The sequence below is a fragment of the Kitasatospora sp. NPDC056731 genome, from assembly GCF_040687675.1.
Classification (GTDB): Bacteria; Actinomycetota; Actinomycetes; order Streptomycetales; family Streptomycetaceae; genus Kitasatospora.
Genome location: NZ_JBFBNR010000029.1, coordinates 42,507 through 61,523, shown reverse-complemented (window position 1 = coordinate 61,523; position 19,017 = coordinate 42,507). Strand labels below are relative to the sequence as shown.

Here is a 19,017-nt window from a genome sequence, read left to right as displayed (position 1 = left end):
ACCGACATGAGTGAGACCCAGACGTCCACGTCCCGCGAGGACCGCATAGCGGCCCTGCCCGAGCACCTGCGGGCCCTGCTGCGGGACCGCCTGGCGGGCGCCGAGACGCCCGCCCCCGAGGCCGCCGCGAGCACCGCGCTGCGCCCCGCCGACCGCGACCGCCCGCTGCCGATGTCCTTCGCCCAGCAGCGGATGTGGTTCCTGTACGAGTTCGACCCGGAGTCGGTCGGCTACAACTCCTCCTTCGCGCTGCGGCTGCGCGGCGACCTCGACCGCGCCGCGCTGCAGGGCGCGCTGGCCGCCGTCGTCGACCGGCACGAGGCGCTGCGCACCACCTACGACCAGGTGGACGGCGTCCCGGTGCAGGTCCCGCACCCGAGCGTGGACATCCCGCTGCCGGTCGTGGAGGCCGGCGGCGGGACGCCCGAGGAGCGGGAGGAGGAACTGCTGCGACTGGTCCGCGAGGAGGCCGGCCGGCCCTTCGACCTGCGCACCGGCCCGGTGCTGCGGACCCTCCTCGTCCGGCTCTCCGACCGCGAGCACGTGCTCGTCCTGAGCATCCACCACATCGCGCACGACGGCTGGTCGCTGTCGATCGTCACCCGCGAGCTGGGCCAGTACTACGCGGCCGCGCTCCAGGGGCGCGAACCCGACCTGCCCGCGACGGGGCCGCAGTACGCGGACTACTCGGTGTGGCAGCGCGAGCGGGCCTCCGGCGGGCGGCTCGACGAGCAGCTCGACTACTGGCGCGAGCAGCTCGACGGCGTCCCCGTGCTGGAGCTGCCGACCGACCGGCAGCGCCCCGCCGTGCCCACCGGGGCGGGCGCCTTCCACGAGTTCAGCGTCCCGGCGGAGACCGTCGCCGGGCTGCGCGAGCTCACCGAGTCCGCCGCGGCGACGCTGTTCATGACGCTCACCGCAGCCACCCAGCTGCTGCTGGCCCGGCTCTCCCGGCAGGAGGATGTCGCGATCGGCACCCCGGTGGCCGGCCGCGACGAGCCCGAACTCGCCGACCTGGTCGGCCTGTTCCTCAACACCCTGGTGCTGCGCGCCCGGATCGAGCCGGGCCTGGGCTTCCGGGACTTCCTGGGCCAGGTCCGCGACACCGTGCTGGCCGGCTTCGACCACGCGGAGGTCCCGTTCGAGCGGGTGGTGGACGCCGTCCAGCCCGAGCGCGACCCCAGCCGGATGCCGCTCGCCCAGGTGCTCATCGTCCTGCAGAACGCCCCCGAGGCGACCCTCGACCTTCCCGGGCTGACCATGGAGCAGCTCGCCCTGCCGCAGGCGAGCACCGGCTTCGACCTCGTGGTGGCCTTCGAGGAGCGCCCCGACGGCAGCCTCTGGTCCGCCCTGGAGTACAGCACCGACCTGTACGACGAGGCCACGGTGCGCCGCTTCGCCGGCCACCTGACCACCCTGCTCGGCTCGATCGCCGCCGACCCCGACCAGGAGCTGGGCCGGCTCGACCTGCTCGACCCGAAGCAGCACAACCGGCTCACCGTGGACTGGGCCCGCAACCCGGTGGCCTTCCCCGAACAGGACCCGGTGCACCTGCTGGTGGCCAAGCGGGCCGCCGAACGCCCCGACGGCCTCGCGGTGGTGCGCGGCGACGAGCGCCTCAGCTACGCCGAACTCGACCGCCGGGCCGGGCTGTTGGCCGAGCTGCTGCGCTCCCGCGGCACCCGCCCCGGCGACGTCGTCGGCGTGTGCTGCGAGCGCGGCCCCGACCAGGTGGCCGCCACCCTCGCGGTGCTCAAGGCCGGCGCCGCCTTCCTGCCGCTGAACCCGCGCTTCCCGGCCGCCCGCCGGGAGCTGATGCTGGCCGAGACCGGCGCCCGGTTCGTCTTCACCGAACGCGCGCTGGCCGCCGACGCGGGCGAGTCCGCCGCCGAGCCGCTGATCCTGGAGGACCTGCGCCCGCAGCTCGACGCGCACACCGGACCGGTGCCCGAGGGCGACCGGGTGGGGCCGGACGCGCTCGCCTACATCGTCTACACCTCCGGCTCCACCGGGACGCCCAAGGGCGTGCTGCTGGGCCACGGCGGCCTGACCAACGTCGTCAACGCCTCCCGGCTGATCGTCGGCACCGGCCCCGAGAACACGGTGACCCAGCTCTCCTCGCCCAGCTTCGACGGCGCGGTCTGGGAGACCTTCCTCGCCCTCGTCTCCGGCGCGGCGCTCGCCCTCCCGGCGAACGAGTCCGAGGCGCTGGGCAGCGAGCAGCTGCGCGCCATGGCGGGAGGCCGGCCCACCGTCCTCGCGCTGCCGCCCGCGGCCCTCGCGGCGGTCGAGCCCGAGGCGCTGCCCGCCGGCTCGGTGGTGCTCGCCGTCGGCGACCGCTGCCCGGTCGGCCTGGCCCGCAAGTGGTCGCGGGTGCACCGCTTCATCAACGGCTACGGCCCGACCGAGAACACCGTCGGCGCCACCATGTTCGAGGTCCAGGACGAGGAGGCCGGCAGCCGGCTGTCGATCGGCCGGCCGCTGCCCAACACCGAGGTCTACCTGCTGGACCCGCACGGCAACCCGGTGCCGCCCGCCGTCACCGGCGAGATCCACCTCGGCGGCCGCGGCGTCGCCCAGGGCTACCTGGGCCGCCCGGAGCTGACCGAGCAGCGGTTCGTCCCGCACCCCTTCGCGGACGACCCCGGGGCCCGGCTCTACCGCACCGGCGACCTCGGCGCCTGGCTGCCCGACGGGCGGATCGACTTCCGCGGCCGGGCCGACGACCAGGTCAAGATCCGCGGCTTCCGGGTCGAGCCCGGCGAGATCGAGTCGGCCATGCAGCGCCACCCCGCGGTCGACCAGGCCGCCGTGGTGGTCCGCGAGAGCGACCGCGGCAAGCAGCTCGTCGGCTACCTGGTCGCCGCGCCCGGCCGCGACCGGGGCGAGGCGGTCCGCGAGGTCCGCGAGGCCCTGACCGAGGAACTGCCCGCCTTCATGGTGCCGGCCGCGCTGATCCCGATGGACGCGATGCCGCTCACCACCAACGGCAAGGTCGACCGGGACGCCCTGCCGGACGCCCGGGAGGCCCTGACCAGGGTCTCCACCCCGCCGAAGGGCCCGGTGGAGACCGCGCTGGCCGAGGTGTTCCGCTCGGTGCTGGGCATCGAGGACGTGGGCGCCGAGGACGACTTCTTCCTGCTCGGCGGCGACTCCATCCTCTCCACCCAGGTGGTCGCCCGGGCCCGCCAGGAGGGCCTGCACTTCACCGCCCGGGACCTCTTCCAACACAAGACCGTCGCCGCGCTCGCCAAGGCCGCCGGGACGGGGGAGAGCGGGCCGGCCGAGGAGGACCCGTACGCCACCGGGCCCGTGCCGCTGACCGCCGTGCAGCAGTGGTTCTTCGAGCACCACACCGTCAACCCGGGCCACTTCAACCAGTCGCTGCTGTTCGAACTCGTCCCGGGCACCGACACCGAGGCCCTGCGCGCCGCCCTGGCCGCGCTGGTCGGGCAGCACGACATGCTGCGCGCCCGCTACACCCGCGACGCCGAGGGCACCTGGTCCCAGGAGGTGGCGGCCGAGTCCGACGGCTGCTGGGACTTCCAGCGGCTCGACCTCGCCGGGGCGCCGGACGCCGAGGAGCGCGCCACCGAGGCGTTCCGGCAGGCCCAGAGCGGCCTGCGGCTGGCCGACGGGCCGCTGCTGCGCGCCGTCCTGGCCGACCTGGGGCCGGACCGCCCGGCCCGGCTGTTCCTCACCGCGCACCACCTGGTGGTCGACGGCGTCTCCTGGCGCATCCTGCTCGACGACCTGCGCTCCGCCTACGCCGACCTGGCGGCCGGCCGCCCCGCCAGGCCCGCCCCGCGCTCCACCTCCTTCGGCCAGTGGTCCCGCCGACTGCGCGAGCACGCCCTGACCGGCGGCTTCGACGACGAGCTGGCGCACTGGCGGTCGCTGCCCGAGCCCGCCGGGGAGCCCCTGGACACCGGCCGGTTCGGCGACCGCCGCACCGCGCGGCACACCCTGACCGGGGACGAGACGGAGGCGCTGCTGCGCCGGGTGCCCGGCGTGCTGCGCGCGCAGGTCCACGAGGTGCTGCTGACCGCCCTCGCCCAGGCGCTCGCCGCCCAGGGCCACGCCGGCGACGGCGGCACCGTGATCGACCTGGAGGGGCACGGCCGCGAGGAGATCCTGGACGGCGTCGACCTGTCCCGCACCGTCGGCTGGTTCACCACGATCTACCCGGTGCTGCTCGACGTGCCCGCGGAGCTGGCGCCGACCGCCGCCGTCCGGGTGGCCAAGCGCCGGCTGCGGGCCGTCCCGCGCCGCGGCATCGGCCACGGCGTCCTGCGGCTGGCGGCGGCCGCCGACGCCCGGGAGGACCTGCTGGTCCCCGCGCCCAGGGCCCGGATCGGCTTCAACTACCTCGGCCAGTGGGACAACCAGCTGCCCGAGGGGGACCGGCTGATCCTGCGCCACCTGGACCACGGCGGCGGAGACCACGAGCCGGGCGAGACCCGCACCTACGAGCTGGACGTCGCCGCCGCGGTCGAGGGCGGCCGGATGGAGCTGTCCTGCGTGTACGCGGGCGGCCGGTTCGACGAGGCGGCGGCCACCGCCCTGCTCCAGCGCATGCACGAGGCCCTGCGCGAGATCGTCCGGGCCTGCGGATGACCGGCCGGGCCGGGCCGGTACGGACACGGCCCCGCGGGGCCGACGGAAGGAAGTGACCGTTTGAACGACGACCAACCCTGGCTGGTGATCCCCCGGCCGCGCCCGGAGGCGACCCGGCGGCTGGTCTGCCTGCCGCACGCCGGCGGCAGCGCGGGCTTCTACCGGCCCTGGGCCAACCACCTCTCGGCGGCCGTCGAACTCCAGCTCGTCCAGTACCCGGGGCGGGAGGAGCGGATCGAGGACCCCTTCGTCCAGGACGCCGCGACCCTGGTGGCCCAGCTGACGCAGGCGCTGCTGGAGACCGACCGCCCCGGTGTCGAGACGGTCGTCTTCGGCCACAGCATGGGCGCGCTGCTCGCGTACGAGACCGTGCAGTCCCTGCACGCGCAGGGCCTGCCGGTGGCCCGGCTGGTGCTCTCCGGCTACCCGCCGCCGCAGGCGCCGGCCGGCTCCGGCGACGGACCGGCCGGGCGGGCGCCGGCCCTGCCCCGCGGCGACGACGAGCTCCTCGCCACGGTCGCGGGCCACGGCGGGACCCAGATGTCGATCTTCGACGACCCGGACATCCGGGAGATGGTGCTGCCGATCCTGCGCAACGACTACCTGCTGATCGACTCCTACCGGCCCACCGCGCTGCGCCCGGTGGACTGCGGGGTCGTGGTGCTCACCGGGGACTCCGACGTCACGGTGAGCGTCGAGCGGGCCCGCGGCTGGGAGGCGCTGGCCGGCAAGGAGTTCGCGTTCCACGTGCTGCCCGGCGGGCACTTCTACCTGACCGCGCAGCGGGCCCGGGTCATCTCGCTGCTGCACGACTACCTGCTGGACGGTGGCTGAGCCGGCCCGGCCGGTCAGGCTCAGCCACTGCCGAACCCCCGCCGAATTCCGGCGAGTTCCGCCGAACAGATGGCACCCCCAACCATCGGGTGTCATCTGTTCGGCATGCCGGAAAACACCCGGCGAAGGCCGGGACGCGCTGGAGTGCGTGTTTCCGCTGAGGCTTAAAAGCCTGTTTTCCGGAGGCTCCGCTGCCGCAGGATTTCGAGCCATGGGACAGCCCGGGGCTCCGGGTTGAACGACCGGCTGAGAGGGTCAGGAATGCTGGGCAACGTCGTCATCGTCGGTGGTGGGACATCCGGTTGGATGACCGCCTCGTACCTGCGCGCCGCATTCGGCGATCGCATTTCCGTCACGCTGGTGGAATCCAAGCGAATCAAGTCCATCGGGGTCGGCGAGGCGACCTTCAGCACCGTCCGGCATTTCTTCAACTACCTGGGCCTGCCGGAGCACGTCTGGATGCCCAAGTGCAATGCCACCTACAAGCTGGGCATCCGATTCGAGAACTGGCGGCGCAAGGGCCACTACTTCTACCACCCCTTCGAGCGCCTCCGGGTCGTCGACGGCCTGCCGCTCACCGACTGGTGGCTGAACAGCCGCTCCGGCGACCGCTTCGACCAGGACGTGTTCCTGATGGCCGCGATCTGCGACGCCGAGAAGTCCCCGCGCTACCTCGACGGCACCCTCTTCGAGCAGGACTTCAAGGAGGGCGGCAACACGACCGAGCGCGACACCCTCACGGAGCAGGACACCCAGTTCCCGTACGCCTACCAGTTCGACGCCTCGCTGCTGGCCGACTACCTCTCCGGGTACGCCACCGAGCGCGGCGCCAAGCACATCGAGGACGACGTCGTCGAGGTCGTCCAGGACGACCGCGGCTGGATCAGCGGCGTGCGCACCAAGGAGCACGGCCTGATCGAGGGCGACCTCTTCATCGACTGCACCGGCTTCCGCGGCCTGCTGATCAACCAGACCCTGGAGGAGCCGTTCACCTCCTTCCAGGACACCCTGCCCAACAACCGCGCGGTGGCGCTGCGCGTCCCGGTCGACATGGAGAAGCGCGGCCTGCGCCCCTGCACCACCGCCACCGCCTCGGACGCCGGCTGGATCTGGACCATCCCGCTGTTCGGCCGCATCGGCACCGGCTACGTCTACTCCGACGAGTACGCGACGCCCGAGGAGGCCGAGGCCACGCTGCGGGCCAAGGTCGGCCCGGAGTCGGAGGGCCTGGAGGCCAACCACATCAGGATGCGGATCGGCCGCACCCGCAACGCCTGGGTCAACAACTGCGTCGCCATCGGCCTGTCCAGCGGCTTCGTCGAGCCCCTGGAGTCGACCGGCATCTTCTTCATCCAGCAGGGCATCGAGGAACTGGTCAAGCACTTCCCGGACGCCAACTGGGACCCGGGGCTGCGCCGCTCCTACAACCGCATCGTCGGCAACACCATCGACGGCGTACGGGAGTTCCTCGTCCTGCACTACAAGGCCGCGGCCCGCGAGGACAACGCCTACTGGCGGGACGCCAAGACCCGGGTGATGCCCGACGGCCTGGCCGAGCGGATCGAGCTGTGGAAGGCCAAGCCTCCGACGGAGGCCACCATCTTCCCGCACTTCCACGGGTTCGAGTCCTACTCCTACCTGGCCATGCTGCTCGGCCTCGGCGGCATCGAGCTCAAGGCCCCGCCCGCACTCGCCCTGCAGGACGGCAGCCGCGCGGAGAAGGAGTTCCAGCTGCTGAGCGACCAGTCCGCCGAGCTCCTGAAGCGCCTGCCCAGCCAGTACGAGTACCTCGCCCAGATGCACTGACCCCTTCGGCTCCCCGAGAAAGGAGGCACCATGGACAGTCTTCCGTACGTACCGGCCGCGGTGACGCTCGCTCTGCTCGTCCCCGTGGCACTGCTCGGACGCCGGCTGGCGAAGCTGCTGCGGCAGCCGGAGATCGTCGGCGAGATCATGGCCTGCCTCCTGCTCGGGGCGCTGCTGGCGAGCCAGTGGCACTGGAAGCCGGCCACCATGGACGGCGGGGCCCTCCTGGAGAAGGCGGGCCACCTCGGCCTCGCGCTCTTCCTGGTGGGCGCCGTCCACGAGATCCGGGCCGGCGGCAGCCGGCTGGGCGGGCGCACCATCGCGCTCACCGCCGCCGGTTCGCTGCTGCTGCCGCTCGGCTGCGGCGTCGCGTTCGCCGCGTGGGTGCTGGCCGACGGCTCCCCGGCCCTGCGCGGCGGCGCCCCGGCCGGGGTGCTGGTCCTGATGCTGGCGATCGCGCTGGCGGTCACCGCCGTCCCGGTGCTGGCCGGCATCCTGGACGACCGCGGCATGCTCAACACCGCGATCGGCCGGCTCTGCATGGCGATCGCGGTCTCCATCGACGCCGTCACCTGGTCGCTGCTGGCGATCGCGGTCGGCCTGGCGCACGGCGGCGGGAAGATCACCCCGTACCTGGTGTTCGTCGTCGGCCTGCTGGGCGCCTGGCTGATCCGCCGGGCCGGGGCCCTGCCCGGGCCCCGGGCCTGGGCCGAACGGATCCCGGTGGCGGTGCCGATCGGGCTGACCGCCGCCGCGGCCGTGGCCGCCGCCCTGACCACCTCGCGGCTGGGCCTCACCGACGTGCTCGGCGCCGTCCTGGTCGCCCTGGCGCTGCCGGGCGACGACGGCGCGGGCCCCTGGACCAGGGCCGCCCACACCGTCGGCGGCTGGGGCCGGATCGTGCTGCCGCTGCTGTTCACGGTGACGGGCATGGGCCTCGCCTCGGCGCCGCTCAGCGTGTTCTCCTGGCAGGCCGTCGTCCTGTCGGTGGTGCTCGCGATCTTCGGCAAGCTGGTCGGCAGCTACTACGGCGCGCGGGCGGCCGGCCGGCCCCCGGTGGAGTGCATGCGGATCGCGGTGTTCCTCAACGCCCGCGGCCTGACCGAGCTCGCCGTCCTCCAGACGGGTTACCAGGCCGGGATCCTCACCCCGGCGCTCTTCCTCGCCCTCGTCGTGATGGCCCTGTTCACGACGGTGCTCAGCGGCCCGCTGCTGTGGGTCATCGACCGGCGCACGGCGAGCGTGGACGCGCCCCGGACCGCGGAGCCGGTCCCCTACCCAGTCGAGCGGTGAATCACGTGGAACTCGTCACCTCAACCCCCTCCGACTTCCGGACCTTCATGTCCGGCTTCCCGAGCGGCGTCGCCATCGTCACCTCGCTGGACGACGCCGGCCGGCCCTGGGGCATGACCTGCTCCGCCCTGTGCAGCGTCACCGTCGAACCGCCCACCCTGCTGGTCGGCATGCGGGCGGAGAGCCCGACCCTGAAGGCCGTGCTGCGCAGCGGCCAGTTCGCGGTGAACCTGCTGCACGCCGAGGGCCGCGGCACCGCCGAACTGTTCGCCTCCGGCGACCCGGACCGGTTCGACGCCACCACCTGGCGGCTGCCCCCCGGCGCCGGCGGACCCCACCTCGTCCACGACGCCCACGCGGTGGCCGACTGCCGGGTCAGCCAGCTGGTCCCCGTCGGCGGCCAGCGGATGGTCTTCGGCGAGGTCATCCGGATCACCGAGCTCAGCGACGCGTCGCCGCTGCTCTACGGGAGGAGACAGTTCAGCTCCTGGCCCGCCTAGCAGAGCTAGCAGAGCGTCCCCACAAGACGCCCAGACCACCGTTGTGGAGGAGAGATGACCGCTCAACCCACCGACGCGGACACGCCGCAGGGCACACCCGCCCGCGACCAGGGCATCCAGCGCCACAGCGCGATGCCGGTCCGGAAGTACCAGCCGTACCAGGCGGTCGGGCTGCCCGACCGCGGCTGGCCGGGCCGCCGCGCGGAACAGGCCCCGCTGTGGTGCAGCGTCGACCTGCGGGACGGCAACCAGGCCCTGACCGACCCCATGGACATCACCCGCAAGCGGCGGATGTTCGACCTGCTGGTCGCCATGGGGTTCAAGGAGATCGAGGTCGGCTTCCCCACCTCCTCGCAGGACGACCACGCCTTCCTCCGCCGCCTCGTCGACACCGGCGCGATCCCGGACGACGTCGTCGTCCAGGTCATGACGCCGATCCGCGGCGACTTCATCGAACGCACCGTCAAGGCCCTGGAGGGCGTGCCCCGCGCCGTCCTCCAGATCTTCAACCCGACCTCGGAGGTCCAGCGCCGCCTGGTCTTCCGCAAGGACCGCCGGCAGACCACCGCCATGGCGCTCGACGGGGCCGAACAGGCCCTCAAACTCCAGGACTCGATCCCCGGCACGGAGATCTACCTCCAGTACGCGCCGGAGTCCTACACCCAGACCGAGCCGGACTACGCGCTCGAACTCTGCAACGCCGTCCTCGACTTCTGGGCCCCGCGGGCCGCGCACACGCTGCGGATCAACCTGCCCTCCACCGTCGAGGTGTTCCCGCCGCAGGAGTTCGCGGACCGGATCGAGTACACCCACCGCAACCTGCTCCACCGCGAGCGCACCATCCTCAGCGTGCACCCGCACAACGACCGCGGCAGCGGCGTCGCGGCCGCCGAACTCGCCGTCCTCGCCGGGGCCGACCGGGTCGAGGGCACCCTGTTCGGCAACGGCGAGCGCTCCGGCAATGTCTGTCTGGTCACCCTGGCCATGAACCTGTTCTCCCAGGGCGTCGACCCGATGCTGGACCTGAGCGACATCGACGGCATCCGCCGCATCGTCGAGAGCTGCAACCAGATGCCCGTCCCCGCCCGCCACCCGTGGGCCGGCGACTTCGTCTACACCTCCTTCGCCGGCTCCCACCAGGACGCCATCGCCAAGGGCCTGCGCGCCCGCGAGGAGTCCGGGCAGGAGGTCTGGGACGTGCCGTACCTGCCGATCGACCCGCGCGACATCGGCCGCGACTACCAGGCGCTGATCCGGATCAACACCCAGTCCGGCAAGGGCGGCATCGCCCACCTGCTGCGCACCGAGTACGGCATCGAGCTGCCGCGCCGCCTCCAGATCGACTTCGCGGCCGAGATGCAGGCGGTCTGCGAGGAGATCGGCGGCGAGATCACCGGCGACCAGCTGTGGGAGCACTTCGTCGAGCGGTACGTGGCGCTGGGCACCGAGACCGTGCCCGGCCTGCCGGAGCCGGAGCCGCTGGCGGCGGAGCCCGGCGACACCCGCTGGAGCGGGGCCACCGCCGAGGCGGTGGCCGGCTACGGGCTCGACGCCGTCATCCAGGGCCTCGTCGTGGAACGGGCCGGCGCACCGCTGAACGCGGTCACCGCCGCCTTCGAGATCGTCGTGGACTCCCACTCCTACTGGGGGGTCGGCATCGCCCAGGAGGAGGGCGAGGCCGTCGGCCGGGCCGTCCGGGTCGCGTGCCTGCGGGCGCTGCTGGACACCGAGCGGGCCGGTCTGTCCGAGGCCCGCTAGGGCCGGCGGGCCGGACCGGGCCGACGGGCTGAACAGGTCCGGAGGGCTTGACAGGGCCGACGGGCCGGGCAGGGCCGCCGTGGGCGGGGGAGGGAGGAGCCAAGCATGCCCTGGAACACCTTGATCGACGTGGCACGGGAGGACGTGCTCCCGCTGACCGCCCAGATCCGGGACGGCATCAAGCGGGAGATCGCCGAGGGGGCGCTGCACCCCGGCACCCGGCTGCCGTCGAGCCGTCAGCTCGCCGAGGACCTCCGGGTGTCCCGCAGCGTCGTCGTCGAGGCCTACGGGCAACTCGTCGCCGGCGGCTACCTGGAGGCCACCCGGGGATCGGGCACCCGGGTCGCCACCCACCTGGACCGGGGCACCCGGATGCCGACCCTGCTCAGCGACGCCCGCCCCGCCCCGGTGATCCGCTGGGACCTGCGGGCCGGCGGCGCCGACGCCTCCGCCTTCCCCCAGCGCGAGTGGCTGGCCGCCTACCAGCGGGCCGCGCGCCGGCTCGGCCCGCGCGATCTCGGGTACCCGCCGGTGTCCGGCGTCCCGGCGCTGCGTGCCGAACTCGCCCGCTACCTCGGGCGGGCGCGCGGCGTGCACACCACCCCCGAGCACGTCATGGTGGTCTCCGGGTTCGCCCAGACGCTCGGCCTGGTCTGCGCCACGCTGCCCCGCACCGGCCTCGGCGCGCTCGCCGTCGAGGACCCGTGCCACCCGCAGCAGCGCCAGTTCATCGTCGAGTCGGGCCTGGACTGCCCGTCCGTCCCGGTCGACGAGCACGGCATCGACGTGGCCGCGCTGGCCCGCACCGGCGCCCGCGCGGTGCTGGTCACCCCCGCCCACCAGTTCCCCACCGGCGCCGTGCTCAGCGCCGAGCGGCGGGCCGCCCTGGTCCGCTGGGCGGAGGACGTGGACGGCTGGATCATCGAGGACGACTACGACGGCGACCTCTGGCTGGACCACGGCCGCCGGCCCACCGCGCTGCAACGGCTGTCCCCCTCCCGGGTGCTCTACGCGGGCACCGCGAGCAAGTCGCTGGCCTCCGGGATGCGGCTGGGCTGGCTGGTCGCCCCGCCCCGGCTGCGCCGCCGCCTGGAGGAGGTCCGCTCCCAACGGGACCTCGGCTGCGACGTGTTCACCCAGCACGCGTTCGCCGAACTGCTGGACGGCGGCGAACTCGACCGGCACCTGCGGCGCCAGCGCGAACGGCTGCGGGCCCGCCGCGAGGTCTTCCACGAGGCCGTGCGGCGCCGGCTGCCCGGGGCCCGGATCGTGGGCGCCTTCGCCGGCCTGCACGCCTACGTCCAGCTCCCGCACCGGGTGGACGAGGCCGCGCTGGTCGCCCGGGCGCTGCGCCGCTCGGTGCTGGTACGCGGCGGCCGCTCGTACCACCACCGGTCCTGGCAGTCCGGGCCGGCCCTGGTGGTGGGGTACGCCGGGGTGCCCCGCAGCGGCGTCGCCGAGGCGGTGCGGGAACTGGGGGAGGCCTACGCCGAGTCGGCGGCGGACGGCTGCCTGCGCAGCGCCTGAGCCGTGCCCGGCTTGGCCCGGAACGCGGCCGGGACGGCACCGAGAGACCCCGGACGGACGCCCGGACGGACAGCGGACAGACAGCGGAGAGTCGAGGACACGGCATGGAGACGACGAGGACGGGCGGCGCCCCCGCGCCGCTCGCGGTGCGCGAGGCGGCCTGGCACCTGCCGGAGCAGCGGGTGCCGGTCGGCGAACTGCCCGAACTGGCGGGCCTGGACGGCGAGCGCAGAACCACGCTGGCCGGCCTGGGCATCGACACCGTGGCCGTCGACCGCGAGCTCGGCCCGACCGGGCTGGCCGAGCGGGCGGCCCGCAGCGCGCTCGCCGGCGCCGGGCTCGCCGCCCAGGACCTGGACGCCCTGATCGTCGTCGACTCCCGGGCCCCCGAGACCCTGCTCAGCTCCGAGGCGACCAGGCTCCAGGCCCGGCTCGGCGCCGACCGGGCCGTCACCTTCGGCGTCGGCGGCCTCGGCTGCGTCTCGCTCGGCCCGGCCCTGCTCGCCGCCCGCGGACTGCTCGCCGCCGACCCGGACGTCCGGCACGTCCTGGTCGCGCACGCCTCCACCCCGGCCACCCCCGGCCGCTACCGGCACCCCGTCACCGTCAACGGGGACGCCGGGCAGGCCCTGCTGCTCGCCCGCACCGGCCCGGTGCGGGTGCTCGACCTGGTCCAGGAGACCAACGGCGCGTACTGGGACCTCTTCCGGGTGGACTACCGGGACCGCCCCTGGGAGAGCTGGCAGGAGGAGTGCCGGGACCTGCCCGGCTACTCCTTCCGGCTCGCGGTGGAGACCAGGAACCGGCTCACCGCGCTCCTGGAGCGGCTGCTCAAGCGGCACGGCCTCGACCGCGCCGACGTCGCCGGCTACGCCAGCCAGAACCTCTCGGCGGGCGGACTGCGCTTCCTGGCGGAGTCGCTGGGCGTCGACCTCCTGCCGGAGTGCCGGGAGAACCTGGCCCGGTACGGCCACCTGGGGCCGAACGACGTCTTCCTCAACCTCTGGACGGCGCTGGCGAACGGGCGGCTGGCCGAGGGCGACCGGGTCGTCCTGGTCAACGTCAGCCCGGTGGCGGCCTGGAACCTGCTGCTGGTGGAAATCGGACCCTGGGAGAGCACCGCGTGACCGACACGGCAATCGAGATACGGGAGTTCCTGACCGTCGCACTGCGCCGGCCGGTGGCGCCGGACGAGGACTACTTCGCACTGGGGCTCGCGGACTCGCTGTTCGCGCTGGAGCTGGTGGTCTTCGTCGAGGAGCGGTTCGACATCCGGATCGAGGTGGACGACCTCGACCTGGACTCCTTCCGCACCGCCGAGCGGATCGCCGCGCTGGTCGAGCGCAAGCGGGCCGGCCTGGGCACGGGCGAGGAGACGGGGGCCGGCTGTGCCGCCCACGGCTAGCGAGACCAGGCCGTCCGCCCCGTCCGACCTGGGGGTTTCGGCGGTCGACGCCGCGGCCGAGCTGGCCGCCGCCGTCCGCGACGAGGCCGCCCGCTGGGACGAGCAGGGCGCGCTGCCCGACGAGGCCGTCCGCGCGGTGGCCGCCGCCGGGCTGCTCGGCCTCGACCTGCCCGCCCGCCACGGCGGCGCCGACGCCACCCCGGCCCAGCTGGGCGAGGCCGTCGCGCACCTGGGCGGCGTCTGCGGCGCCCTGCGCGCGCTGCTCACCGTCCAGGGCATGACGGCCGCGGCGCTGCTGCGCTGGGGCGGCGAGGAGCAGCGCGCGCGGTGGCTGCCCGCACTGGCCTCCGGCGAACGCCTGGCCGGCTTCGCCGCCACCGAACGGGAGGCCGGCAGCGCGCTCGCCGAGGTCGGCACGCGGATCGAGGACGACGGCGAACGGCTGGTCGTCACCGGCGCCAAGCGCTGGGTGACCTTCGGGCAGAGCGCCGACGTGTTCCTGGTGCTGGGGCGCACCGACGCCGGCCCGACGGCCGTCCTGGTGGAGGCCGACCGGCCCGGGATCGTCCGCGAGCCCGTCAGCGGCCAACTCGGCCTGCGCGCCGCGCGGATCGCCCACCTCACCTTCGACCGGGTGCGGGTGCCCCGGGAGAACCTGGTGGCGCCGCCCGGGCTGGGCCTGACCCACACCGCCGCCGTGGCGCTGGACCACGGCCGGTTCACGGTGGCCTGGGGCTGCGTCGGCATGGCGGAGGCCTGCCTGGCCGACGCCGCCGAGCACGCCGCGCACCGGGTCCAGGGCGGCGTGCCGCTGGCCGGGCACCAGCTGGTGCGCTCGCTGCTCGCCCGCTCCGCCGTCGACACGGCGGCCGCCCGGGCGCTGGCCGAGCGGGCCGCCGAGGCCCGGGCCGGCTCGCCGCTGGGCGCCGCCACCGAGACCGTGGTCGCCAAGTACGCGGCGGCCGGAGCGGCGAAGGCGGTCGCCGACCGGGCCGTCCAGATCCTCGGCTCGGCGGGCTGCGAGCCCGGCGTCCGGGCCGGCCGGTTCTACCGGGACGCCAAGGTGATGGAGATCATCGAGGGCAGCCCGCAGGTCGCCGAACTGCACATCGCCGACCGCCTGTTGCGTCAGGGGGTGCGCCGATGACCGGGCCGCAGCCGGGGCCGCAGCGGAGTGGGGCGGAGCAGAGCAGGCCGCAGCAGAGTGGGGCGGAGCAGAGCGGGGCGGAGCAGAGTAGGGCGGAGCCGACCGTCAAGGTCCTGGTCTGGGACCTCGACGACACCCTCTGGGACGGCACCGTGCTGGAGGGCGACGATCCGGTGCCGTTCCCCGTCGCGACCGCCGCCCTGCGGGCGCTGGACGAGCGCGGCGTCCTGCACGCCGTCGCCAGCCGGAGCGACCGGGCCGTCGCCACCGCGCACCTGGAACGGCTCGGGCTGCACGAGCTGTTCACCGTGCTGGAGATCGGCTGGGGGCCCAAGTCGGGCGCGGTGCGCCGGATCGCCGAGGCCATCGGCATCGGGCTGGACACCGTGGCCTTCGTCGACAACGACCCGGTCGAGCGTGCCGAGGTGGCCGCCGCCCACCCCGTGGTGCGCTGCTACCCGGCCGAGCAGGTCGCCGAGCTGGCCGAACTGCCGGAGTTCCGGCCCGAGTTCGTCACCGCCGACGCCCGCGAACGCCGGCTGCGCTACCGCGGCGAGGCGCTCCGCACCCAGGCCCGGGAGGATCACCAGGGCGCCCCCGAGGAGTTCCTCGCCTCCCTGGGGCTGGAGCTGACGATCCGTCAGGCAGGGCCGGACGACCTCGCCCGCGCCCACGAGCTCACCGTCCGCACCCACCAGCTCAACACCACCGGCCGGACCTACGGCCTGACGGAGCTGCGCGCCCTGTGCGACTCGCCCGACCACCGGGTACTGGTCGCCGAACTGACCGACCGGTTCGGCGACTACGGCACCATCGGCCTCGCGCTGAGCGAGCGGACCGGGCAGCGGGAGGGCGACGGCCCGGCCGGGCCGGCCGAGGTGCTGCGGCTGCTCCTGCTGTCCTGCCGGGTGATGTCCCGGGGCATCGGGCCGACGCTGATCGGGCACGTCGTGCGCGCGGCGCTCGCCGAAGGGCGCCGCCCGCTGGCCGAGTTCGTGCCCACCGACGTCAATCGGGTGATGCTGGTGAACCTCCGGTTCGCCGGGTTCACCGTGGTGGGCCAGGAGGGGGAGGGGCGGCTGCTGCTCGGCTACCCGCCCGCCGCTCCGCCGCCCTCGCCGCCGGGCCACCTGCGGCTGATCACCCCCGAGGCCCCCTCCGCGCCCGAGGCCCCCGAGGCGCCCAACGCCCCTGCCGCCCTTGAGGCCCCCGAGGCCCGGAACCGGCCGTGACCGGGCCGCAATCCGTCGTGACCAGGAAGGACACCGTGCACCCGCAAGACACCCAGAACCGCGAGGCAGGCGAGGCCCGGGCGGCCCGCACCGACCGGATCCCGGTCGGGATCGTCGGCGCCGGCACGATGGGCACCGCCGTCGCCCAGGTCTTCGCCGCGGCCGGGCACCCCGTGGTGGTGGTCGACCGGCAGCGGGCCGCCCTCGACGCCGGCCCCGGCCGGCTGCGGGACGGCCTGCGCGCCGCGCGGCTGCTCGGCCGCCGCCCGGCCCCCGGTGAGGCTGGTGCCGGGACCCCTGCCGAGGCCCGCCCCTCGGCGGCGGAGACCGTCGAACTGGTCGACTGGACGGACGAGTTCGGGCGGCTGGCGGCGGCCGGCTTCGTGGTGGAGTGCGCCTCCGAGCGACTGGCCGTCAAGGAGCAGGTGCTCCGGGAACTCGACCGGGTCTGCGCCCCCGCCGCGGTGTTCGCCTCCTGCACCTCGGCGATCCCGGTCGAGCGGCTCGCCTCCTACACCGACCGGGCCGACCGGGTGCTCGCCACGCACTTCATGAACCCCGCCTACCTCAAGGAGACGGTCGAGGTGGTGCGCGGCCCGGCCACCACCGCCCGGACGCTGGAGACCACCCTCGCTCTGCTCGACGGGGTCGGCCGCCGCGCCCACGTCGTCCGCGACTCGCCGGGTTTCGTCTCCAACCGGGTGCTGATGCCGATGGTCAACGACGCGGCCGCCCGGGTGCAGGAGGGCGTGGCCGACGCGGAGACCGTCGACCTGATCTTCCAGGAGTGCTTCGGCCACGCCATGGGCCCGCTGCGCACGGCGGACCTGATCGGGCTCGACACCATCGTCGACACCCTCGACGTCCTGCTGGAGACCACCGGCGACGAACGGTTCCGGCCCTGCGACCTGCTGCTCGACCTGGTGCGGCGCGGACACTTCGGCCGCAAGACCGGGCTGGGCTTCCACGCCTACGGGACCCGCCCGTGACCGCCGGCCGTCCGGCCCCCGACGTACTCGACCTGATCCGGGAACGGTTCCGCACGCTGCCCGACCGGACCGCCGTGGCGGTCGGCGAGCAGAGCCTGACGTATCGTCAACTCGACATCGAAACCAAGGCGTTGGCCGATCGACTGGCCGCCGCCGGGGTCGCCCCCGGCCGGCTCGTCCTGATCCACCGCCGCCAGGGCGTGCGCACCGTCGTCGGCATGCTGGCCGCGCTGCGGCTGGGCGCCGCCTGGTGCGTCCTGGAACCCGATCGCCCCGCCGCGATGGTGCGCGCCCTGCTGCGCGACAGCGGCTGCGCCGTCCTGGTGTACGACGACGGCGACCCGGCCACCCCGCCCGCCGCCGTACGGGAGCTGACGGCCGGCTGCGGGCAGCCCGTCACGGCGGTGGCCGAGAGTGGACCGGCCCCTGCTCCGGCCGTGGCCGCCGGCCGGTCGGACGCCGTGGTGCCCCCGACCGCACCGGCCTACGCCGTCACCACCTCCGGGACCACCGGGGAGCCCAAGGCCGTCCTGGTCTCCCGCGGCGCGCTCGCCCACCTGGTCGCCTCCCGCGCCGAGGACCCCGCCGCGACCACCTTCACCGCCTCCCGGCTCTCCTGGGACGCGCCGCTGCTGATGCTGTTCCACACGCTCTGCGGCGGCGGCACGGCGGTGCTGCCCGACGAACGGGCCCTGCCCGACCCGGAGGCCGCCGCCGCGCTGATCCGCCGCCACCGGGTCGAGGTGGCGGTCGGCCCGCCCTCGTTCCACCTGCTGGTGCTGCCCCACCTGGCCGGCGCCGACGTCCACCTGCGGCAGTGGATCGTCGGCGGGGAGGCGCTGTCGGCCGCGCAGGCCGAGCGGCACCGGGCCGTCCTGCCCGGCACCCGGCTGGTCAACGAGTACGGTGCCACCGAGACCACCGTCACCGTGCTCGCCCAGCCGGTCACGCCCGCGCCGCTCGACCCCGTCCCGATCGGGCGGTCCACCCCGGGCAACCGGGTCCACCTGCTGGACGAGCGGCTCGCCCCGGTCGGCCCCGGGCGGACCGGCGAGCTGTACGTGGCCGGGCCGCAGGTCGCCGAGGGCTACGCCGGCCGCCCGGCCGACACCGCGCTGCGCTTCCTCCCCGACCCCTTCGCCACCACCCCCGGCGCCCGGATGTACCGCACCGGGGACCTCGCCTCCGCCGACCCCACCGGGGCGCTGGTGTTCCGCGGCCGGGCCGACGGGCAGCTCAAGGTGCGCGGCGTCCGGGTCGAACGCGAGGCCGTCGAAGCGGCGCTGGAACGCCACCCCGCCGTCCGACAGGCTGCCGTCCTCGCCGTGACCGGCCCCGACGGCGCCACCGCGCTGGCCGCGTGCTGGCTCCCCGCCGACCCCGCCGCCCCCGCGCCGGACACCGCCGAACTGCTGGCGCACTGCACCGCCCTGCTCGGCGGCCAGGCCCGGCCGGAGCGCTTCGTCCGGGTGGCCGGCTTCCCGCTCGCGCCGTCCGGCAAGACCGACCTCCAGGCGCTGCACGCCCTGCTCGCCGAAGACCCCGAAGACCCCGTCGAGACCGGCGAGCCCGCCGGGGCGGACGGCGCCCCGCGGCTCGTGACGCGCTACTGGACCGAGGTCCTCGGGCACGGCGACTTCGGACCGGACGACGACTTCTTCGCCGTCGGCGGCAACTCGCACCGGATCGTCGAACTCCACCTGCGCCTCGAAGGCCGCTGGCCGGGCGCCGTCCGTGTCGGCCGGCTCTTCGACCTGCGCACCGTCGCCGAGCAGGCCGCGGCCGTCGCCCCGAAAGCCGTCGCCGGGGAGCCCGCCACCCCGGAGCCCGCCACCCGGGAGCCCGTCGCCCCGGCGGCCGGAGCGCCCACGGGCGGCGCCCGGCCCGACGCCGCGTACGAAGTCTGACG

General features: G+C 74.9%; 13 protein-coding genes. All 13 read left to right on the top strand.

Annotation, left to right across the window (positions count from 1 at the left end; translation table 11 throughout):
* Positions 1-6: 6 nt before the first annotated feature.
* The 13 genes from AB0R04_RS26640 to AB0R04_RS26580 all read left to right on the top strand — a co-directional run bounded on the left by AB0R04_RS26640 (position 7) and on the right by AB0R04_RS26580 (position 19,015).
* Positions 7-4,617: an amino acid adenylation domain-containing protein gene (locus AB0R04_RS26640; RefSeq protein ID WP_363375477.1), complete on the top strand. Its 4,611-nt coding sequence runs from the start codon at positions 7-9 to the stop codon at positions 4,615-4,617.
* 60 nt (positions 4,618-4,677) lie between these two features.
* A complete protein-coding gene (locus AB0R04_RS26635; protein WP_363375474.1) occupies positions 4,678-5,451 on the top strand; it encodes an alpha/beta fold hydrolase in 774 nt (257 codons plus the stop codon).
* A 261-nt stretch (positions 5,452-5,712) separates the two neighbouring features.
* Entirely contained in the window at positions 5,713-7,257 is a 1,545-nt protein-coding gene (locus AB0R04_RS26630; RefSeq protein ID WP_363375472.1) for a tryptophan halogenase family protein, read from the top strand.
* Between the two features lie 30 nt (positions 7,258-7,287).
* On the top strand, positions 7,288-8,550 hold the full coding sequence (locus tag AB0R04_RS26625; RefSeq protein WP_363375469.1) for a cation:proton antiporter: 1,263 nt from the start codon (positions 7,288-7,290) through the stop codon (positions 8,548-8,550).
* A 5-nt stretch (positions 8,551-8,555) separates the two neighbouring features.
* Positions 8,556-9,050, top strand: a complete 495-nt coding sequence (locus tag AB0R04_RS26620) for a flavin reductase family protein (RefSeq protein WP_244293482.1) — start codon at positions 8,556-8,558, stop codon at positions 9,048-9,050.
* A 54-nt stretch (positions 9,051-9,104) separates the two neighbouring features.
* Positions 9,105-10,808 carry a 2-isopropylmalate synthase gene (locus tag AB0R04_RS26615; RefSeq protein WP_363375467.1) on the top strand — a complete coding sequence of 568 codons (1,704 nt, stop codon included), beginning with the start codon at positions 9,105-9,107 and terminating at the stop codon, positions 10,806-10,808.
* Between the two features lie 105 nt (positions 10,809-10,913).
* Positions 10,914-12,335 carry a PLP-dependent aminotransferase family protein gene (locus AB0R04_RS26610; RefSeq protein ID WP_363375465.1) on the top strand — a complete coding sequence of 474 codons (1,422 nt, stop codon included), beginning with the start codon at positions 10,914-10,916 and terminating at the stop codon, positions 12,333-12,335.
* A gap of 104 nt (positions 12,336-12,439) precedes the next feature.
* A complete protein-coding gene (locus AB0R04_RS26605) occupies positions 12,440-13,462 on the top strand; it encodes a 3-oxoacyl-[acyl-carrier-protein] synthase III C-terminal domain-containing protein (protein ID WP_363375463.1) in 1,023 nt (340 codons plus the stop codon).
* On the top strand, positions 13,459-13,740 hold the full coding sequence (locus AB0R04_RS26600; RefSeq protein WP_079135959.1) for a phosphopantetheine-binding protein: 282 nt from the start codon (positions 13,459-13,461) through the stop codon (positions 13,738-13,740). The genes AB0R04_RS26605 and AB0R04_RS26600 overlap by 4 nt, the downstream gene beginning before the upstream one ends.
* Positions 13,724-14,887, top strand: coding sequence for an acyl-CoA dehydrogenase family protein (locus tag AB0R04_RS26595; protein ID WP_363375459.1), 1,164 nt, complete (start codon positions 13,724-13,726; stop codon positions 14,885-14,887). The genes AB0R04_RS26600 and AB0R04_RS26595 overlap by 17 nt, the downstream gene beginning before the upstream one ends.
* Positions 14,884-16,119, top strand: coding sequence for an HAD-IIIC family phosphatase (locus AB0R04_RS26590; protein WP_363375456.1), 1,236 nt, complete (start codon positions 14,884-14,886; stop codon positions 16,117-16,119). The genes AB0R04_RS26595 and AB0R04_RS26590 overlap by 4 nt, the downstream gene beginning before the upstream one ends.
* Positions 16,120-16,154: 35 nt before the next feature.
* Complete coding sequence (locus tag AB0R04_RS26585) at positions 16,155-17,108, top strand: 3-hydroxyacyl-CoA dehydrogenase family protein (RefSeq protein ID WP_363375454.1); 954 nt, start codon at positions 16,155-16,157, stop codon at positions 17,106-17,108.
* Positions 17,105-19,015: a non-ribosomal peptide synthetase gene (locus tag AB0R04_RS26580; protein WP_363375452.1), complete on the top strand. Its 1,911-nt coding sequence runs from the start codon at positions 17,105-17,107 to the stop codon at positions 19,013-19,015. Before AB0R04_RS26585 ends, AB0R04_RS26580 begins: the two co-directional genes overlap by 4 nt.
* The last annotated feature ends 2 nt before the right edge of the window (positions 19,016-19,017 follow it).

What these genes read in the sequence shown, in the direction of transcription:
- AB0R04_RS26605 (WP_363375463.1), top strand. Translation starts at nt 12,440, where the DNA reads ATGGAGACGACGAGGACGGGCGGCGCCCCCGCGCCGCTCGCGGTGCGC.
- AB0R04_RS26625 (WP_363375469.1), top strand. Translation starts at nt 7,288, where the DNA reads ATGGACAGTCTTCCGTACGTACCGGCCGCGGTGACGCTCGCTCTGCTC.
- AB0R04_RS26630 (WP_363375472.1), top strand. Translation starts at nt 5,713, where the DNA reads ATGCTGGGCAACGTCGTCATCGTCGGTGGTGGGACATCCGGTTGGATG.
- AB0R04_RS26610 (WP_363375465.1), top strand. Translation starts at nt 10,914, where the DNA reads ATGCCCTGGAACACCTTGATCGACGTGGCACGGGAGGACGTGCTCCCG.
- AB0R04_RS26615 (WP_363375467.1), top strand. Translation starts at nt 9,105, where the DNA reads ATGACCGCTCAACCCACCGACGCGGACACGCCGCAGGGCACACCCGCC.
- AB0R04_RS26590 (WP_363375456.1), top strand. Translation starts at nt 14,884, where the DNA reads ATGACCGGGCCGCAGCCGGGGCCGCAGCGGAGTGGGGCGGAGCAGAGC.
- AB0R04_RS26640 (WP_363375477.1), top strand. Translation starts at nt 7, where the DNA reads ATGAGTGAGACCCAGACGTCCACGTCCCGCGAGGACCGCATAGCGGCC.